A 16,735-nucleotide genomic window follows, 5' to 3' on the forward strand; every position below is an offset into this window, starting at 1 on the left:
CAAACGGGCGGCCACCTGCCGCCCGCTGGCCGGTACTGTAAGTTTTGTTCTGATTTTATATAGGAAAGCGAGCGATAGAAATGGAACAGAAAAAACAGGAGTACCGGATCGAGCACGATTCCATGGGCGAAGTCAAGGTGCCTGCGGATAAATATTGGGCAGCACAGACCGAACGCAGCCATGAGAATTTCCTCATCGGCGTAGGAATCGAAACGATGCCCCGGGAGATTACCCATGCCTTTGGCATCCTGAAAAAGGCTGCCGCTCAGGCCAATCACGCCCTGAAGCCGGAGAAGATGACCGACGAAAAATTGGCGGCGATTTCCCAGGCTTGCGACGAGGTCATCAGCGGCGCTTTGAACGACCACTTCCCTCTGGTCGTCTGGCAGACCGGCAGCGGCACCCAGTCCAACATGAACGCCAACGAGGTCATTGCCAACCGCGGCAATGAAATTGCCGGCAAAAAGCTGCTGCATCCCAATGATGACATCAATATGAGCCAGTCTTCCAATGACACTTTCCCCACCGCCATGCATATTTCGGCGGTCCTTGCCATTGAAGACAAGCTCTTCCCGGCCATTGACCTGCTGGTTTCCACCTTCCGCCGTTTGGAAGAGGAAAACCGCGGCATTGTCAAAAGCGGCCGCACCCATCTCCAGGACGCCACCCCCATCCAGTTCTCCCAAGAGATCAGCGGCTGGCGCTCCTCTTTGGAAAAGGACAAAAAGATGCTGGAACTGGCCCTGCCCGAACTCAAGGAACTGGCCTTGGGCGGCACGGCTGTCGGCACCGGGCTCAATGCCCCTGCCGGATTTGACGTAAAGGTGGCAGAAGCTGTGTCCGCTCTGACCGGCAAGGACTTTATCACCGCACCTAACAAGTTCCACGCCCTCACCAGCAAGGACGAGCTGGTCTTCGCCCACGGGGCTCTGAAAGCCCTGGCGGCTGATCTGATGAAGATTGCCAACGATGTGCGCTGGCTGGCCAGCGGACCCAGGGACGGCCTCGGCGAGATTTTCATTCCGGAAAACGAGCCCGGCTCCTCCATCATGCCCGGCAAGGTCAATCCGACCCAGTGTGAAGCTGTCACCATGGTTGCTGTCCAGGTCATGGGCAATGACGTAGCTGTGGGGATGGCCGCATCTCAGGGTAACTTTGAGCTCAACGTATTCATGCCGGTGTGCATTTATAATTTCCTTCAGTCGGCCAGACTGCTGGCGGAGTGCATGGTTTCCTTTAACAACAACTGTGCTGTGGGCATTACCGCCAACCGGGAAAAGATGCATCACAACCTGCATAATTCCCTGATGCTGGTCACCGCGCTGAATCCTTACATCGGCTATGAAAACGCTGCCAAAACGGCGAAGAAAGCCTATAAGGACAACATCTCCCTCAAAGAGGCCTGTGTTGAGCTGGGCTTCCTGACGGCAGAAAAATTTGACGAGGTATTCCATCCGGAAGAGATGGCCTAACACCCTCGTCCAGTAAACTTTCACGATAAGGGAAGGGAATCGTATGATATTCAGTTATTATCCTGGCTGCACGTTGAAAAACAAGGCCCAGGATTTGGACCGGTATGCCCGCCGTTCGGCGGAAGCCCTGGGCTTTACGCTGGAGGAACTGCCGGAGTGGCAGTGCTGCGGCGGCGCCTATTCCATGGCGCAGGACGAGATTGCCAGCAAACTGGCAGCCGTTCGGGCTCTCAATACCGCCAAAGAACAGGGCCGCACCCTGGTCACCCTGTGCTCAGCGTGCCACAACGTGCTCAAACAGGCCAACCATGACATGAAGGAAAACGAAGAGTTTTCCCAAAAGGCCAACAACTATATGCAGCTGGATGAGCCCTATCAAGGGGAAGCCGAGGTGCTTCATTATCTGGAAGTGCTGCGTGATGTGGTCGGCTTTGACAAACTGGCCCAAGCGGTGAAAAATCCGCTGACCGGCAAACGGATCGGCGCCTATTATGGCTGCCTGCTGCTTCGTCCCGGCAAGGTGCTGCAGATGGATAACCCGGAAAACCCAAAGATCATGGAAGATCTTATCCGTGCTTTGGGAGGCGAGCCGGTTATCTATGCCAACCGGAATGAATGCTGCGGCGGCTATGTGACCATGGAGGACAAGGCCCTTGCCAGCAAAAAGAGCACAGCGGTGATGGAAAACGCCGCTGAGATGAAGGCCGACATGCTGATCACCGCATGTCCCCTGTGCCTATACAACCTGACCAAGAATACGCCGGAGCAAAACCGGTTGCCGGTGTTGTACTTCACCGAGCTTTTGGCGGAAGCCTTAGGCGTAAAAGACTGAGAAGGGAGCGCGAAATATGAGCAAATATGATAAAGAACAAGTTCTCCGCTCCAGCGGCGTCAACGTTTTGAAGTGTATGCGCTGCGGCAAATGTTCCGCCACCTGCCCTTCTTACGATGAGATGGAATACCATCCCCATGAGTTTGTCTATATGGTGGAAAAAGGCCAGATCGACAAGCTGATGGCTTCCCCATCCATTTACAAATGTCTTTCCTGCTACGCATGTCTGGAGCGTTGTCCCCGCGGCGTGGAACCCGCTAAGCTTGTGGAAGCGGTACGCCTGCTGGTCATCCGCCAGCAGGGGCAAAACCATTTGAAGGCCGATGATATCCCTGCGCTGCTGGACGAAGATCTGCCGCAGCAGGCCATCGTAACCGCCCTTCGCAAGTACAGCAAATAAGGAGGAAACAAAATGCAAAGAATTGGCGTGTTTGTCTGCTGGTGCGGTAGTAATATTGCCGGCACTGTAGACGTCAACGCGGTTTCAGAGGCCTTGGCTCACGAGCCCGGTGTCGTTTACTCCATCAACTACCAATATATGTGTTCGGAAGCGGGACAGAATCTGGTCAAAGATGCCATCAAGGAGCATCAGCTCACCGGTGTAGTCATCTGCTCTTGCTCCCCCCGTATGCATGAGGCGACCTTCCGGAAGGCGGCAGCCTCTGCCGGACTCAACCCCTATATGGTCGAAATCGCTAACATCCGCGAGCAGTGCTCCTGGATTCATAAAGATATGCCCACCGCAACAGAAAAAGCCATTATCCTGGGCCGTGCAGCCATTGCGAAGGTACAGCTGAACACCCCCCTCATCGCTGGGGAAAGCCCGGTTACCAAGCGTGCGCTGGTCATCGGCGGCGGTATCGCAGGCATCCAGACCGCGCTGGATATCGCCGATGCCGGCTTTGAGGTGGACATTGTAGAGAAACAGCCCACCATCGGCGGCAAGATGACCCAGCTGGATAAAACATTCCCCACCTTGGACTGTGCCGCTTGTATCCTGACCCCCAAAATGGTGGATTGCGCCCAGAACGATAACATCAACATCTACGCCTTCAGCGAGGTGGAAGAGGTCAAGGGCTTTGTGGGCAACTTCACGGTGAAGATCCGGAAGAAAGCCCGGTATGTGGACGAGACCAAGTGCACCGGCTGCGGCCTCTGCACCGAAAAATGTCCTCAGAAACGGGTTCCCAACGAGTTTAACCTGGGAATGGATAACCGCAGGGCTGTCTATATTCCCTTTGCCCAGGCCGTTCCCAAAATTGCCACCATTGACCCTGACTACTGTAACATGCTCAAAAACGGCAAGTGCGGCGTCTGCGCCAAGGTATGTACCGCTGGGGCCATCGACTATAAACAGAAAGATCAGATCGTAGAGCGGGAATACGGCGCCATCGTTGTGGCCACCGGATATAATCCCATCCAGCTGGATCAGTTTGAGGAATATGCCTACTCCCAGAGCAAGGATGTTGTCACCTCCCTGGAGTTTGAGCGTCTGACCAACGCGGCAGGTCCTACCAACGGCACCCTGCTTCGTCCCTCCGACGGCAAGCATCCTCACACCATTGTATTTGTCCAGTGTGTTGGCTCCCGTGACACATCCGGTTGCGGCAAGCCCTACTGCTCCAAAATCTGCTGCATGTACACGGCCAAGCATGCCATGCTGACCCGTGAAAAATACCCGGATACCGATGTCTATGTATTCTACATTGATGTGCGTACCCCTGGTAAGAACTTTGATGAGTTCTATCGCCGGGCGGTGGAAGAATATGGCGTCCATTACATCAAAGGTATGGTAGGAAAGGTAACGCCCCGTGCCGACGGCAAATTGTCGGTACAGGCTTCCGACCTGATCTCCAACGAACAGCTTCATATTGACGCCGATATGGTGGTGTTGGCCGCCGCTATTGAGCCCGATAAGAGCGCCCGTTCCCTGGGGACCATGCTCACAGCCAGCATGGATACCAACGACTTCTTTACCGAAGCTCATCCCAAGCTGCGTCCGGTAGAAAGCCCCACCGCTGGTATCTTCCTTTCCGGCACTTGCCAGGGTCCCAAGGATATTCCGGAGACCGTTTCCCAAGCTGGCGCGGCTGCGGCCAAGGTCATCGGACTTCTGGCCAAGAACAAGCTGACCTGCAACCCCTGTGTGGCTCATTCCGACGAATTGATGTGCAATGGCTGCTCGTCCTGCGAAAAGGTTTGCCCCTACGGCGCTATTACCTATTTGGATAAAGAGTTTGTCATGCCCGACCGGACCACGGCAATCCGCCGCGTAGCTTCGGTCAACGAGGCTGTCTGCCAGGGATGCGGCGCTTGTACCGTAGCCTGCCCGTCTGGTGCAATGGATCTGAAAGGCTTCTCGAATAGCCAAATTATGGCGGAGGTGGATGCAATATGCAACATGAAGTAAAAGAATTCAAGCCCAAAATCGTCGCATTTTGCTGCAACTGGTGTTCCTATGCAGGCGCGGACCTGGCGGGAACCAACCGCCTCAACTATCCCGCTGATGTCAAGATCATCCGGGTTCCCTGCTCCTGCCGGGTCAACCCCATGTTTATCCTTCGCGCTTTCCAGCGGGGTGCTGATGGTGTAATCCTCTGCGGTTGCCATCCCGGCGACTGCCATTACACCACCGGCAACTACTATGCCCGCCGCCGCATGACCCTGCTGTTCTCCATGCTGGACTATCTGGGCATTGAGAAAGAGCGCACCCGTGTGGAATGGGTTTCCGCTGCGGAAGGCGCCAAGTTTGCTCAGACTATGAATGAATTTGTTGCCGCCGTGACCAAACTGGGCGAGAATAAGAGATTGGAGGATCTGAGATGCAAGAAGTAATCATTGCAAAAGCCAAGGAACTGCTCCAGAACTCCACCGTCGACCGTGTGTTGGGCTGGAAAACCGGCGAGTTTGTCTATGACGTAACCCCTGCTGTCTTTGAGAGCGTAGAGGAGATCGACAACGGCTTTGTCGCCAACGATTTCTGCGGAAACAACCTTTCCAAATATCTGATCAAGGAGTCCCGCAAGCCGGGTAAGGTCCTGGTCTTTTTGAAGCCCTGTGATACATACAGCTTTAACCAGCTGATCAAGGAACACCGCATTGTGCGGGAAAATGTGTATGCAGTGGGCATTCCCTGCGACGGAAAAACCGACGGAGAAGCCCTCAAAGCCAAGGGCATCAAAGGCATTCTGGGCATCTCCTCCGAGGGCGACCAGTTTGTGGTAGATACCCTCTACGGTGAGCAAACAGTGGCCAAGAAAGACGTGCTGCCGGAGCGCTGCCTCAACTGCAAGAGCAAAAAACATGTAGCTTACGATGAGCTCATCGGAGAAGATGGTGAGGTACTGGACAGCCATCGCTTCGATATGGTAGCCAAGCTGGAGGCTATGACTCCCGACGAGCGCTTTGAGTTCTGGCGGGGCGAGCTTTCCCGCTGCATCCGCTGCAACGCCTGCCGCAATGTATGTCCCGCCTGCTCCTGTGAAAAATGCGTGTTCGACAACGACGCTTCCGGCATTGCTCAAAAGGCTGCGGCTGATAGCTTTGAAGAAAACATGTTCCACATTATCCGCGCCTTCCATGTGGCGGGCCGCTGCACCGACTGCGGAGAATGTTCCCGTGTCTGCCCTCAGAATATCCCGCTGCACCTGCTCAACCGGAAATTTATCAAGGATATTGACACCTTCTACGGCGATTACCAAGCCGGCGCCGATACCGACAGCCGTGCTCCCCTCACCAATTATACCGAGGGCGATGTAGAGCCCGGCATTGTATATGAAAGGGAGGGAAAATAAGCCATGCTGAAACTTTCCCTTGCAAAATTAGACGACCTGTTTGCCGCTATTTCTGCTGACCGGGCCCTTTACCTGCCGGTGGACGATGCAAGCGGTCAGGCCAAATATCAAAAATGGACCGAGGGCGCAAAACTGAGCCAGGCCCTCAACACCGTGCGCAGCGCCAAAGATTTCTTCTTCCCCCAGACCGAAAACTTAGTTGACTTTAAGGTCAAGGGCAAGGAAATCGAGATCATCGACCCCCGCACAGAGCATGACGATTTTGTCATCTTCGGGGTTCGCGCCTGTGACGCCCGCAGCTTTTCCATCCTGGACAAAGTCTTCCTGGCCGATCCGGTGGACACCTACTACCAGTCCCGTCGGGAACACGGTATTGTGGTCAGCATGGCCTGTACCCGTCCTGAGGAAACCTGCTTCTGCACCAGCTTTGGCATTGATCCCACCCGTCCTGAAGGGGATGTCAGCTGCTGGATGGATGAGGAGAACCTCTACCTCTCCGTTTTGACGGAAAAGGGCCAGCAATTTGTCGATCTGGCTGCCGGCCTGCTGGAAGAAGGCGGCGATGAAGCGGTAGCAAGTCAGCAGGAAGCCACTTCTGCATTGATGAAAAAACTGCCTCTGGCCAGCTTCTCTACCCAGAGCTATGGCGGCGACGTCCTTCTCAAGGTTTTCGATTCTCCCAAGTGGGCCGAGCTTTCAGAAAGCTGCCTGGGCTGCGGTACCTGTACCTTTGTTTGTCCCACCTGCCAGTGTTATGACATCCGGGACTTCAACACCGGAAACGGAATTACCCGCTTCCGCTGCTGGGATTCCTGCATGTATTCCGATTTCACCAAAATGGCCCACGGAAATCCCCGCTTGACCCAGCTGGAACGTTTCCGCCAGCGCTTTATGCATAAGCTGGTCTACTTCCCCGCCAACAATGACGGCGAGTATGGCTGCGTCGGCTGCGGCCGCTGCCTTGCCAAATGCCCGATCTCCATGAATATTGTGAAGGTCGCGAAAACACTGGAGGGAGATACCAAATGAACGCTGAAACTTTAATTCCCAAGATTGGCGTCGTGACCGATATCCGCATCGATACACCTGACGTCAAAACTTTCCGCGTTGTTGGCCTGGACGGCAAAAAGGTCTTTGACCACATGCCCGGCCAATGCGCTATGCTCTCCATCCCTGGGGTAGGCGAAGCAATGTTCTCCATCACCTCTTCCCCTACCAACACGGAATTTATGGAGTTTAGTATTAAAAAATGCGGTTGCCTGACCAATTGGCTCCACGCCATGGACGTTGGCCAACAGATTACCATCCGCGGGCCTTACGGTAACAGCTTCCCGGTAGAAACCGCCCTCAAGGGGAAGGACCTTCTCTTTATCGCCGGCGGTATCGGCTTGGCCCCCCTGCGCTCCGTTATCAACTATGTGCGCGATAACCGTGCCAATTACGGCAGCATTCAGATCGTTTACGGTTCCCGCTCTAAGGATGACCTGGTAGACTATCGGGAAATCCTGGACGAATGGATGGCCGACGAGGGCGTTGAGGTCAACCTGACCATCGACCGTCCCCAAGAAGGCTGGGATGGACATGTGGGATTTGTCCCCAACTATGTCAAGGAGCTCCAGCCGGATCTAAACAAAACGGTGCTCATGTGCGGTCCTCCGGTAATGATTAAATTTACCCTGCAGGGCCTGAAGGAGCTCGGCTTCCAGGAAACACAGGTATACACCACCATGGAGCTGCGTATGAAGTGCGGCGTTGGCAAGTGTGGTCGCTGCAACATCGGCAGCAAGTATGTGTGCAAAGACGGTCCGGTATTCCGCTTTGACCAGCTGGACGAGCTTCCCAACGAGTATTAAAAAGGAGAGTAGCGCAATGGAAACAATGGTTCATATTTTTCTCATGGGAAAACAATATGAAGTTCCCTCCAATCTGACCATTATGAAAGCGATGGAATACGCAGGCTACCAGCTGATCCGCGGATGTGGATGCCGCAACGGCTTCTGCGGCGCCTGCGCCACCATCTATCGTATTAAGGGCGACCGGGAGCTGAAAGCCTGTCTGGCCTGCCAGACCAAGGTAGAAGATAACATGTATGTCGCTACCCTGCCCTTCTTCCCCCTGGTCAAGCAGGTGTACGATATCGAAAAGGTATCTCCCACCCAGCAGATTATGATGCAGCTGTATCCTGAAATCTATGCGTGTATCGGCTGCAATGCCTGCACCAAGAGCTGCACCCAAGATCTTAACGTTATGCAGTATATCGCCTATGCTCAGCGCGGCGACTTTGAAAAATGTGCCGAGGAGTCCTTTGACTGCGTCATGTGCGGTGTCTGCTCCTCCCGCTGTCCGGCCGGAATCTCCCATCCGCAGGTAGCCATGCTGGCCCGCCGTCTCAACGGTAAATACCTGGCTCCCAAGTCGGAGCATCTGGAAAACCGGGTCCGCGAGATCAAAAACGGCGACTTCAAAGAGCTGCTGGAAGGCCTGATGCAGAAGCCGTTGGAAGAAATGCAGGAACTTTACAACCACAGAGATATCGAGAAATAAGGAGGGCCAGTTCATGTATACAAAAGAAATGCTGGAATCCATGAAAAAGGTGGAGGCCAACCGCGAGGCCAACGCTGTGCTGGAGCCCAGAAGAATGACTGCGGAAGAAAAGGACACCCTCCTGAAAACCTATCATCCCGACTACAGACAGGAAGAGTTTGATGTCCTGGCCATCGGCCCCAATAAAGGGGAAAAGGTGCCTAAGGAACTGGCTGCCCTGCTGCAGGCCAACAGCCGAATCCAGCCGGATCAAATTGATCTAAGCCATGTGGATTACGACGTGGATGTGCTGATCATCGGCGGCGGCGGCGCCGGCGCATCTGCTGCCATCGAGGCTGACAACGCCGGCGCGAAGGCGATGATTGTTACCAAGCTGCGGATTGGCGACGCCAACACCATGATGGCAGAAGGCGGCATCCAGGCGGCTGATAAGCCCAATGACAGCCCGGCTGTCCACTATCTTGACGCATTCGGCGGCGGCCATTTTGCCGCTAAACCGGAACTGCTCTATAAACTGGTCACCGAAGCACCTGAGGCTATCCAGTGGCTCAATGACCTGGGTGTGGAATTTGACAAAGCACCTGACGGCACCATGATTACCACCCACGGCGGCGGCACTTCCCGCAAGAGAATGCATGCAGCTAAGGACTATTCCGGTGCAGAAATCATGCGTACCCTCCGGGATGAAGTGCTCAACCGTGAGATCCCTGTTGTGGACTTTACCGCTGCCATCGAGCTGATCCTGGATGAAAACGGCAAAGCGGCTGGTGCTGTTCTGCTGAACATGGAAACGCAGGAGATCCTGATCGCCCGGGCAAAGACAGTGGTCATTGCCACCGGCGGCGCTGGACGCCTGCATTACCAGGGCTTCCCCACCTCCAACCACTATGGTGCAACCGCTGACGGCCTGGTACTGGCCTATCGTGCCGGAGCCAAACTGCTGTATCCGGATACCCTGCAGTATCATCCCACCGGCGCGGCCTATCCGGAGCAGATCTTCGGCGCTCTGGTTACGGAAAAGGTGCGTTCCCTGGGAGCGAAACTCATCAATGTAGACGGCGAGGTCTTTATGCATCCCCTGGAAACCCGCGATGTGTCGGCGGCCTCCATCATCCGTGAATGCTCTGACCGCGGCAAAGGTGTTGCCACACCGGAAGGTACCGGCGTATGGCTGGACACTCCTATGATCGAGCTCAAAGGCGGCGAAGGCACCATCGAAAAACGCATTCCGGCTATGATGCGTATGTTTGCAAAATACGATATTGATATCCGCAAAGAGCCTATTCTGGTTTACCCCACCCTGCACTATCAAAACGGCGGTATCGATATCTCCAGCAACGGCCAGAGCAGCATCGAAAACCTGTTTGTGGCAGGCGAGGCTGTCGGCGGTATCCATGGCCGCAACCGGCTGATGGGCAATTCCCTGCTGGACATCATTGTATTCGGCCGTAACGCAGGCCGCAACGCTTCTGCCAAAGCGAAAGAAACCACGGTAGGCGCCTTGACCCTGGCCCACGTGGACGCTTACGCCAAGGAAATGAAGGAAGCTGGTATTACCAGCGATATGGTCTCTCCGAAACTCCTGCCGGATTATCGGAGAAATAAATAATTTAACTACTGGGAGGAAGCAGTTATGCCTTCTGTTGCAGAAATTTTTGAAACGATTATGATTATCAGCTTTGGAATTTCCTGGCCTCTGTCCATTGTCCGTTCGGTCCGTTCCAAATCTACCAAGGGTAAAAGTTTGCTCTTTATGTGTTTTATCGCCTTCGGTTACGTTTGCGGCATTATCGCCAAGTGCATGACCCAGACCTACAACCTGGCATTCTGGTTCTATTTCCCCAACGTCATCCTGGTCTGCACCGATATCGGCTTGTACTTCCGCAACCGGGCCATTGAACGCCGTGAGGAAAAACACTAATTTTCTTTTAGGGGAGGCACTATCCTAATGACAGTTACAGTATGCTTAGGAAGCGCTTGTCACGTAAAAGGTTCCCATTATGTATTGGAGACGTTGCAGCGCTTGGTCAAAGAAAATCATCTGGAGGACCAGGTCCATATGGCTGGGACCTTCTGCACAGGGAATTGCCAGAAAGGTGTCTGCGTCACCATTGACGACACCCTCTTCTCCTTTTCCCCGGATACCACAGAAGAGCTTTTTAAAAAAGAAATCCTTTCCAAGTTGAAGTAACACAACGAGGAAATGCCGTCTCGCCCAGGGATGGATGGTAGAGGTAAGGCGGCAAGCGTTTTGGCCATCTATACTTTATTGTGTCATACGCCATCAGACAATCACAAAAAGCCTGGAGAAATCGTAATGATTTCTCCAGGCTTTTGTTCTATAAGAATCCTTATTCAAAGTCCCAGTTCCTCTAAGGCATAGTAGATGCCATCGTGATCGTTGTCCTTCGTAACCCGTCCGACCTTTTTCCGGATATCCTCCGGGCATTTCCCATGGCGGTGCCGTAACCGGCGGCCTCCAGCATCTCCAGGTCATTGTAGTTGTCCCCGAAAGCGATGGCCTCCCGAATGTCTACCCCCCAGAAACCGCAGAGCCAGCGGACAGCCTTGGCCTTGTTGACCCCTCCGGCCATGACCTCCAGAAGGATTTCGGAGGATTTGACAATGGAAAGCTCCGGGAAAGCCTTTTTGAGCTGCTGCTCAATCCCCAGGATCTTCCCCGGCCCGCACATGCACAGGATTTTGTGTACCATAGCGTCCTTGGGTAGGGAGTCCATGGTTCCCTCCCTGGCCTGGGCCTTTACCGCGTCCTCCTCCGTTTTTACCCGGGGGTCGTCCTTGACCTTGACAATCCAGTCATCCACCGAGTAGACACCCCAGCTTGCATCCAGCCTGTGGCCCTCTATGTAGTCTAGGACGGCTTTTGCCTGGCCATAGGTCATGGCATGCTGATGGAGAGGTTTCCGTTCCTCATCCAAAATCAGCGCCCCACTGTATGCAATAATGGGGCTGCGAAAATCATTTTCTTCCAGGATGTGATAGATACCAGATGGGCTCCTTGCCGAAACAATGACGAAGGGGATCTTCCGCTCTTTCAGCCTCCCGATGGCCTTTCGGGTCAGCTGGGTCAGTTCGTTCTCCGTATTCAGCAAAGTCCCATCCACATCAGAAAAAACAACCTTGTATTGGGCCACTAAGTTCCCGCCTTTCCGGTTTTTAATTGACGGGGATTCCGTCACCTCTAGAATACCACACCTGCCCGCAAAATAACATTGGCAAAAGAAGAAAATTCTCCGGTGCGGATGGCAAATTTCACATTCTGGCTCATGGCCTTTAGTTCCTCGTGAGGCATGGTGTCATAGGAAAGTCCCGAAAGGGTATTTTGCAGCAGGGACCAGATAGCGGGATTTGCCCCCTGGGTTTCCTCGGCGACAAAGTAATGCTCAGCGCACATTTCTTCCATGACCGCTTCAAACACCTGGGCAAAGGTGGGGACCCCCTTGGTCACCGCCAAATCCACAATGGGCACCCCCTTGGGGATGGGCATCCCGGCGTCGCCGATCATCACCAGGTCCTTGTGGCCCAGCGCCGCAATCATACCAGACAGCTGGCTGTTGAGTATACCTGTTTTTTTCATCTGTATGACCCCTCTCTTTTCTGACAGTAATACATGGGGGCCGCAGACAGCGGCCCCGCTTTATTCAAGCTATTTGGTCTTTCTTTTCCAGCGGGCGGTTATTTCGTCAGGACGACAGAAAGGGCTTTGTCCCAGCCGGCCCGCTTTTTCGCCCGGGTGGCGGCATCCATTTGCGGCAGGTAATCCTGCCGGGTCATCCGCTCAAAGACCTCCTTGGTGTAGACGCCCAAAGCGAGGCCGGCGGTATAAGCCGCGCCCACGCCGGAAAGTTCCTCTACACTGGCCACCCGCACCGGGATGCCTAAAATGTCGCTTTGAAACTGCATGAGATAATGATCCCGGGAAGCGCCGCCATCCACCCGAAGGGAATCAATCGAGATGCCGGACTCTCGGCTCATGATACCGATAATATCCGCAATCTGATAGACAATGCAGTCCTCGGCAGCCCGGACAATCTCGTTTTTTCCGGTAGTCCGGGTCATGCCATAGATCACCGCTTTGGCGTCCGAGTCCCAATAGGGAGCGCCTAGGCCGGTGAAGGCGGGAACCAGATAGGTTTCATCCTCCTCGTTGGCGGCCATGGCGGTTTTCGACGCCTCCTTGGGGGAGGAAAGGAGCCCTAGGTCCTCCACAATCCACTTCATCACAGCACCGGTATAGTTGATATTTCCTTCCAACACATATTCCACCCGGCCGTCCATCCCCCAGGCGATGGAGGTCACCACCCCGCTGGCGCTGAGCATAGGCGTCTCGCCGATGTTCATCATCACCGAGGATCCTGTGCCGTAGGTTGTCTTAATCATGCCCTTTTGCAGGCAGCCCTGGCCAAACAGGGCCCCATGGGAATCCCCGATGACCCCGTGGATGGGGATGGGATGGGGCAGGAAGCCCTCAAAATCCGTCTCTCCATAATTTGCGTTGGTGTCGCAGACCTGGGCAAGACATGCCGTGTCAATGCCAAAGAGGGAGCAAATATGCTCATCCCAGGTGAGGTCAAAGATGTTAAACATCTGGGTGCGGGAGGCGTTGGAATAATCGGTTTTAAAGGATTTCCCGCCGGTGAGCCGAAAAACCTCCCAGCTATCCATGGTGCCCATACACAGCTCCCCTGCCTGGGCTTTTTCCTTGACACCGGGGACATTCTGCAGAATCCAAGCCAGCTTTGCCGCTGAAAAATAGGGGGAAAGATTGAGCCCTGTGGCCTTTCTGATCTCCTCGGCACGGCCTGCTTTCTCAATCTCTTTGCAGATGGCCTCTCCCCGGGCGCACTGCCAAACAATGGCGTTGTAAACTGGTTTTCCCGTGCCGCGGTCCCAGGCCATAGCGGTTTCCCGCTGATTGCTGATGCCGACCCCTACAATAAGGCTTTTATCAATCCCCGCCTTTTCTACCACTGCCTTCACCGCCTCCACGGTGTTGCGGTAGATTTCTTCGGGATCGTGTTCCACCCAGCCCTTTTCATCAATGATCTGGCGGTGGCTTTTATCGCTGCGGCAGATCAGGTCCCCCTTGTTGTCAAAGAGCAGCGCCTTGGTCCCAGCCGTGCTCTGGTCAATAGAAAGGATATACTTTTCCTGCATCGCGTCATCCTTCTTTCTGTCTCTATTGGGTCTTTCACCCTCAAATGGCGGCTATTTCTCCATCAGCTTCCGCGCTGTTTTGGCAATTCCTTCTTTGTCCAGGCCATAGTAGCCGAAAACCTCCGCTGAGTTTCCTGCAATAGCCGGCTCGTCAGGCAGCGCCATATTGATAACCTTTTTGGGGCAGTGTTCCGATACGATCTGGCAGACCATAGAGCCCAGTCCTCCGAAAATGCTGTGCTCCTCCACCGTAATGATGGCCTGGGTCTCCTCTGCCGCCTGGATTACCGCCTCTTTATCGATGGGTTTTACGCTGTACATATCCAGTACCCGGCAGCTGATGCCCTCTGCCTCCAGCATTTTTGCCGCGTCCAGGGAAGGCTTCACCATTTCACCGGTGGCGATGATCGCGATGTCATTGCCCTCATGGACACAGGTGGCTTTATCCATAACAAAGGGGACGTTGCCCTCTTCGTAGACATCCTCTACCGCGTTTCTTCCCACCCGGATATAGGCAGGCTTATTGTCTTTGAGCAGCTCCTTGATGAGAATCTCGGTTCGCAGCCGGTCGCTGGGCAGGTAGACCCGCATATTAGGCACCGCCGCCAAGGCCGCGATATCTTGGGCGGAGTGATGGGTCATGCCGAGAGAGCCGTAGCTGATACCGCCGCTGATACCGATGAGCTTGACATTGGTATTGGAATAGGCCACATCCACCTTGCACTGCTCAAAGCTACGGGTGGAAAGGAAGCAGGCCGGGGAGGCCGCAAAGGCTTTCTTTCCGCAGGAGGCCAGGCCTGCCGCCATCGAGACCAGATTCTGCTCAGCAATGCCGGCCTCCACAAACTGGTCGGGGTGGGCATTGGCAAAGTTTGTCAGGGAGGCGGAACCTCTGGAATCACTGCAAAGGACCACAATATCCTTATCTGTGTTGGCCGCTTCCACCAACACGTCACAAATCACCTGTTTGTTTGCAATCTTGCTCATAGCGCCTGTGCCCTCCTTGCCTGTAACTCTTTCTTCGCCGCCGCATATTCCTCCGCGTTCGGCACCTTATGATGCCAGGGTGCTTTGTTTTCCATAAAGGAGACACCATAGCCTTTGGTGGTCTCCGCAATGATGACGGTGGGTTTTCCCTTGGTCGCCTTGGCTTCGGTTAGGGCTTTATCCAGGGAGTCGATGTCGTTGCCATCACAGACAATGGCGTGCCATCCGAAGGATTCCCACCGGGTTTTCTGGTCGTCCTGGGTCATGACATCCTCCGTACATCCCGAAATTTGCAGACGGTTGCGGTCCACAATGGCCGTCAGGTTATCCAGCTTGTAGTGGCCGCCAGCCATGGCGCCTTCCCAGACGGAGCCTTCCGCCAGCTCGCCGTCTCCCATGACGGTGTAGACCCGGTAGTCCCGTTTGTCCATCTTGGCGGCCAGGGCCATTCCTACACAAACCGGCAGCCCGTGGCCCAGAGAGCCGGAGCACATCTCAATGCCGTTAATCTTGTTGTTGGGGTGACCGATATATTTGGTTTTGAATTGAGATACCGTTTCTAGGTCGGAGTAAGGGAAGAATCCCCGCTCGGCGAGAACACAGTAGAGCGCCTCCACCGAGTGGCCCTTGGAAAGGACAAAACGATCCCGATCTGGGTCGTTTACCTTCTCCGGCCCTACATTCATGTGCTTAAAATAAAGGGCTACCAGGATGTCGGTGACGCTCATGTCTCCTCCGATGTGTCCCGCTTTTGCCCGATAGATCACGTCCAGCACATGCTCCCTGATCTCAAAGGACTTAGCTTTTAAATTTTCCATCTCCATTGCTCCTTTTTCTCGGAGGTTTTTGCAGCCTCCGGCATTGTCTTGTGGAAAAACATCTATTTTTGCAGGGGCGCCTTAACGCTCTCCCGCTCAATATACTCGGTTCCAATCTGGATTTTGTTCACAATCTTGCTCTGGGACTTAATTTTATCCAGCAGCCGTTTTACCGCCATCTGTCCCATCTCCTGTTTAAAGACCCGGATGGTGGATAAGGGGGGCGACGATATTTCACAGAAGGGCAGGTCGTCAAAACCGATGATGGAAATATCCTCTGGAATACGGCAGCCTGCTTCTTTCAGCGCTTTCATTGCTCCCAGCGCAATGATGTCGTTGTCCGCAAAATAAGCGGTGGGAAGCTGAGGATTCCTTTCCAAAAATCGGGCCATATCCTTATAAGCGCCCTCCATGGTGGGGGTGAGTTCCACGGTAAAGGCTGGGTTAACTGCAATTTCCGCTTCTTCATGGGCCCGGCGGTATCCAGCCTCCCGATAGCGGAAGTTCTGAATCCGCATGCTGGATTTTAGATACCCGATCTCCCGGTGTCCCATTTTGATCAGGTGGCCCACAGCATTGCTCACCGAATCAGTGTTATTGATCAGGACCGTGTCAAATTCCATCTGCTCAAAGCTGGCGTCCAGAACCACCAACGACGCCACCGCCCGATGAAAGACCTTTACATCCTCTTCCCCCATTTCAGTGGCCAGCAGCAGGATGCCGGAGTTTGGGTCAGAAAGAATCTGTTCCAGATGGCTTTCAAAGTCTTCACTGTGTTCATTCAGGTTACAGATCACAGTGTCATAACCCGATGCCCGGCACTCCTCGTTGACCCCTTCGGTCAGGGAGGAAAAGAAAGGGGTATCCGACAGAACCCAGCCGTGTTTTTTATAGACCACCAGCTTGATACTGGTCATCCGATTTTCACTGAGATAGCCGGATTCCCGGGCCAGTTTCATAATCAGTTCCGCCGTGTCCTTGTTCACGCCCTTTTTTCCATTGAGCACATTGGATACTGTGGCGGGAGAAAAGCCGGACATTTCACTGAGTTGTTTAATACTGATTTTCATCCTGCCTCCTCCTTTCATCTGTAGTATAAAACTTTTATAT

The 16,735-nt window shown here is 54.1% G+C and carries 18 protein-coding genes; 12 read left to right on the forward strand and 6 right to left on the reverse strand.

Translation table 11 applies throughout. From position 1 onward, the window contains the following. Positions 1–80 precede the first annotated feature (80 nt). From fumC to ACZ25G_RS04240, 12 genes are read left to right on the forward strand one after another with little or no spacing between them, the layout of a single operon-like run. Positions 81–1,472 carry a class II fumarate hydratase gene (gene fumC / locus ACZ25G_RS04185; RefSeq protein WP_191481897.1) on the forward strand — a complete coding sequence of 464 codons (1,392 nt, stop codon included), beginning with the start codon at positions 81–83 and terminating at the stop codon, positions 1,470–1,472. Positions 1,473–1,515: 43 nt separating this feature from the next. Then, the gene (locus ACZ25G_RS04190; protein WP_191481898.1) at positions 1,516–2,304 is read left to right on the forward strand and encodes a CoB--CoM heterodisulfide reductase iron-sulfur subunit B family protein; all 789 of its coding nucleotides are present in this window, start codon (positions 1,516–1,518) and stop codon (positions 2,302–2,304) included. Positions 2,305–2,320: 16 nt separating this feature from the next. Then, positions 2,321–2,704 (forward strand): 4Fe-4S dicluster domain-containing protein, encoded by a 384-nt coding sequence (locus tag ACZ25G_RS04195; RefSeq protein WP_342680556.1) that lies wholly within the window; start codon positions 2,321–2,323, stop codon positions 2,702–2,704. A gap of 12 nt (positions 2,705–2,716) precedes the next feature. Next, positions 2,717–4,714 carry a 4Fe-4S binding protein gene (locus ACZ25G_RS04200; RefSeq protein WP_191481900.1) on the forward strand — a complete coding sequence of 666 codons (1,998 nt, stop codon included), beginning with the start codon at positions 2,717–2,719 and terminating at the stop codon, positions 4,712–4,714. After that, positions 4,699–5,139 (forward strand): hydrogenase iron-sulfur subunit, encoded by a 441-nt coding sequence (locus tag ACZ25G_RS04205; protein WP_191481901.1) that lies wholly within the window; start codon positions 4,699–4,701, stop codon positions 5,137–5,139. The genes ACZ25G_RS04200 and ACZ25G_RS04205 overlap by 16 nt, the downstream gene beginning before the upstream one ends. Further along, positions 5,127–6,098: a 4Fe-4S dicluster domain-containing protein gene (locus ACZ25G_RS04210; protein WP_191481902.1), complete on the forward strand. Its 972-nt coding sequence runs from the start codon at positions 5,127–5,129 to the stop codon at positions 6,096–6,098. Before ACZ25G_RS04205 ends, ACZ25G_RS04210 begins: the two co-directional genes overlap by 13 nt. 3 nt (positions 6,099–6,101) lie before the next feature. Further along, on the forward strand, positions 6,102–7,127 hold the full coding sequence (locus ACZ25G_RS04215) for a 4Fe-4S dicluster domain-containing protein (RefSeq protein WP_191481903.1): 1,026 nt from the start codon (positions 6,102–6,104) through the stop codon (positions 7,125–7,127). Beyond that, complete coding sequence (locus ACZ25G_RS04220) at positions 7,124–7,951, forward strand: FAD/NAD(P)-binding protein (protein WP_463681646.1); 828 nt, start codon at positions 7,124–7,126, stop codon at positions 7,949–7,951. The genes ACZ25G_RS04215 and ACZ25G_RS04220 overlap by 4 nt, the downstream gene beginning before the upstream one ends. A gap of 16 nt (positions 7,952–7,967) precedes the next feature. Next, on the forward strand, positions 7,968–8,642 hold the full coding sequence (locus tag ACZ25G_RS04225; protein WP_191481905.1) for a 4Fe-4S dicluster domain-containing protein: 675 nt from the start codon (positions 7,968–7,970) through the stop codon (positions 8,640–8,642). A 13-nt stretch (positions 8,643–8,655) separates the two neighbouring features. Then, positions 8,656–10,251, forward strand: coding sequence for an FAD-dependent oxidoreductase (locus ACZ25G_RS04230; RefSeq protein ID WP_191481906.1), 1,596 nt, complete (start codon positions 8,656–8,658; stop codon positions 10,249–10,251). A 24-nt stretch (positions 10,252–10,275) separates the two neighbouring features. Next, positions 10,276–10,563 (forward strand): hypothetical protein, encoded by a 288-nt coding sequence (locus ACZ25G_RS04235; RefSeq protein ID WP_224771561.1) that lies wholly within the window; start codon positions 10,276–10,278, stop codon positions 10,561–10,563. Positions 10,564–10,590: 27 nt separating this feature from the next. Further along, positions 10,591–10,833 (forward strand): NAD(P)H-dependent oxidoreductase subunit E, encoded by a 243-nt coding sequence (locus tag ACZ25G_RS04240; RefSeq protein WP_191481907.1) that lies wholly within the window; start codon positions 10,591–10,593, stop codon positions 10,831–10,833. A 181-nt stretch (positions 10,834–11,014) separates the two neighbouring features. Here ACZ25G_RS04240 and ACZ25G_RS04245 read toward each other — a convergent pair whose 3' ends face one another. From ACZ25G_RS04245 to ACZ25G_RS04270, 6 genes are all read right to left on the reverse strand, one after another. Further along, complete coding sequence (locus ACZ25G_RS04245) at positions 11,015–11,797, reverse strand: Cof-type HAD-IIB family hydrolase (protein ID WP_463681647.1); 783 nt, start codon at positions 11,795–11,797, stop codon at positions 11,015–11,017. A 47-nt stretch (positions 11,798–11,844) separates the two neighbouring features. Next, complete coding sequence (rbsD, locus tag ACZ25G_RS04250) at positions 11,845–12,240, reverse strand: D-ribose pyranase (RefSeq protein WP_463681648.1); 396 nt, start codon at positions 12,238–12,240, stop codon at positions 11,845–11,847. A 98-nt stretch (positions 12,241–12,338) separates the two neighbouring features. After that, positions 12,339–13,820: an FGGY-family carbohydrate kinase gene (locus ACZ25G_RS04255; RefSeq protein ID WP_463681649.1), complete on the reverse strand. Its 1,482-nt coding sequence runs from the start codon at positions 13,818–13,820 to the stop codon at positions 12,339–12,341. 51 nt (positions 13,821–13,871) lie between these two features. Continuing rightward, positions 13,872–14,807, reverse strand: coding sequence for a transketolase family protein (locus ACZ25G_RS04260; protein ID WP_463681650.1), 936 nt, complete (start codon positions 14,805–14,807; stop codon positions 13,872–13,874). Continuing rightward, positions 14,804–15,625 carry a transketolase gene (locus ACZ25G_RS04265; RefSeq protein WP_342680561.1) on the reverse strand — a complete coding sequence of 274 codons (822 nt, stop codon included), beginning with the start codon at positions 15,623–15,625 and terminating at the stop codon, positions 14,804–14,806. The genes ACZ25G_RS04260 and ACZ25G_RS04265 overlap by 4 nt, the downstream gene beginning before the upstream one ends. A 62-nt stretch (positions 15,626–15,687) precedes the next feature. Further along, positions 15,688–16,695: a LacI family DNA-binding transcriptional regulator gene (locus ACZ25G_RS04270; protein ID WP_463681651.1), complete on the reverse strand. Its 1,008-nt coding sequence runs from the start codon at positions 16,693–16,695 to the stop codon at positions 15,688–15,690. Between the last annotated feature and the right edge of the window lie 40 nt (positions 16,696–16,735).

It is taken from the genome of Zongyangia sp. (genome assembly GCF_965361945.1).

What these genes read in the sequence shown, in the direction of transcription:
- fumC (WP_191481897.1), top strand. Translation starts at nt 81, where the DNA reads ATGGAACAGAAAAAACAGGAGTACCGGATCGAGCACGATTCCATGGGC.
- ACZ25G_RS04190 (WP_191481898.1), top strand. Translation starts at nt 1,516, where the DNA reads ATGATATTCAGTTATTATCCTGGCTGCACGTTGAAAAACAAGGCCCAG.
- ACZ25G_RS04195 (WP_342680556.1), top strand. Translation starts at nt 2,321, where the DNA reads ATGAGCAAATATGATAAAGAACAAGTTCTCCGCTCCAGCGGCGTCAAC.
- ACZ25G_RS04200 (WP_191481900.1), top strand. Translation starts at nt 2,717, where the DNA reads ATGCAAAGAATTGGCGTGTTTGTCTGCTGGTGCGGTAGTAATATTGCC.
- ACZ25G_RS04205 (WP_191481901.1), top strand. Translation starts at nt 4,699, where the DNA reads ATGCAACATGAAGTAAAAGAATTCAAGCCCAAAATCGTCGCATTTTGC.
- ACZ25G_RS04210 (WP_191481902.1), top strand. Translation starts at nt 5,127, where the DNA reads ATGCAAGAAGTAATCATTGCAAAAGCCAAGGAACTGCTCCAGAACTCC.
- ACZ25G_RS04215 (WP_191481903.1), top strand. Translation starts at nt 6,102, where the DNA reads ATGCTGAAACTTTCCCTTGCAAAATTAGACGACCTGTTTGCCGCTATT.
- ACZ25G_RS04220 (WP_463681646.1), top strand. Translation starts at nt 7,124, where the DNA reads ATGAACGCTGAAACTTTAATTCCCAAGATTGGCGTCGTGACCGATATC.
- ACZ25G_RS04225 (WP_191481905.1), top strand. Translation starts at nt 7,968, where the DNA reads ATGGAAACAATGGTTCATATTTTTCTCATGGGAAAACAATATGAAGTT.
- ACZ25G_RS04230 (WP_191481906.1), top strand. Translation starts at nt 8,656, where the DNA reads ATGTATACAAAAGAAATGCTGGAATCCATGAAAAAGGTGGAGGCCAAC.
- ACZ25G_RS04235 (WP_224771561.1), top strand. Translation starts at nt 10,276, where the DNA reads ATGCCTTCTGTTGCAGAAATTTTTGAAACGATTATGATTATCAGCTTT.
- ACZ25G_RS04240 (WP_191481907.1), top strand. Translation starts at nt 10,591, where the DNA reads ATGACAGTTACAGTATGCTTAGGAAGCGCTTGTCACGTAAAAGGTTCC.
- rbsD (WP_463681648.1), bottom strand. Translation starts at nt 12,240, where the DNA reads ATGAAAAAAACAGGTATACTCAACAGCCAGCTGTCTGGTATGATTGCG.
- ACZ25G_RS04255 (WP_463681649.1), bottom strand. Translation starts at nt 13,820, where the DNA reads ATGCAGGAAAAGTATATCCTTTCTATTGACCAGAGCACGGCTGGGACC.
- ACZ25G_RS04260 (WP_463681650.1), bottom strand. Translation starts at nt 14,807, where the DNA reads ATGAGCAAGATTGCAAACAAACAGGTGATTTGTGACGTGTTGGTGGAA.
- ACZ25G_RS04265 (WP_342680561.1), bottom strand. Translation starts at nt 15,625, where the DNA reads ATGGAAAATTTAAAAGCTAAGTCCTTTGAGATCAGGGAGCATGTGCTG.
- ACZ25G_RS04270 (WP_463681651.1), bottom strand. Translation starts at nt 16,695, where the DNA reads ATGAAAATCAGTATTAAACAACTCAGTGAAATGTCCGGCTTTTCTCCC.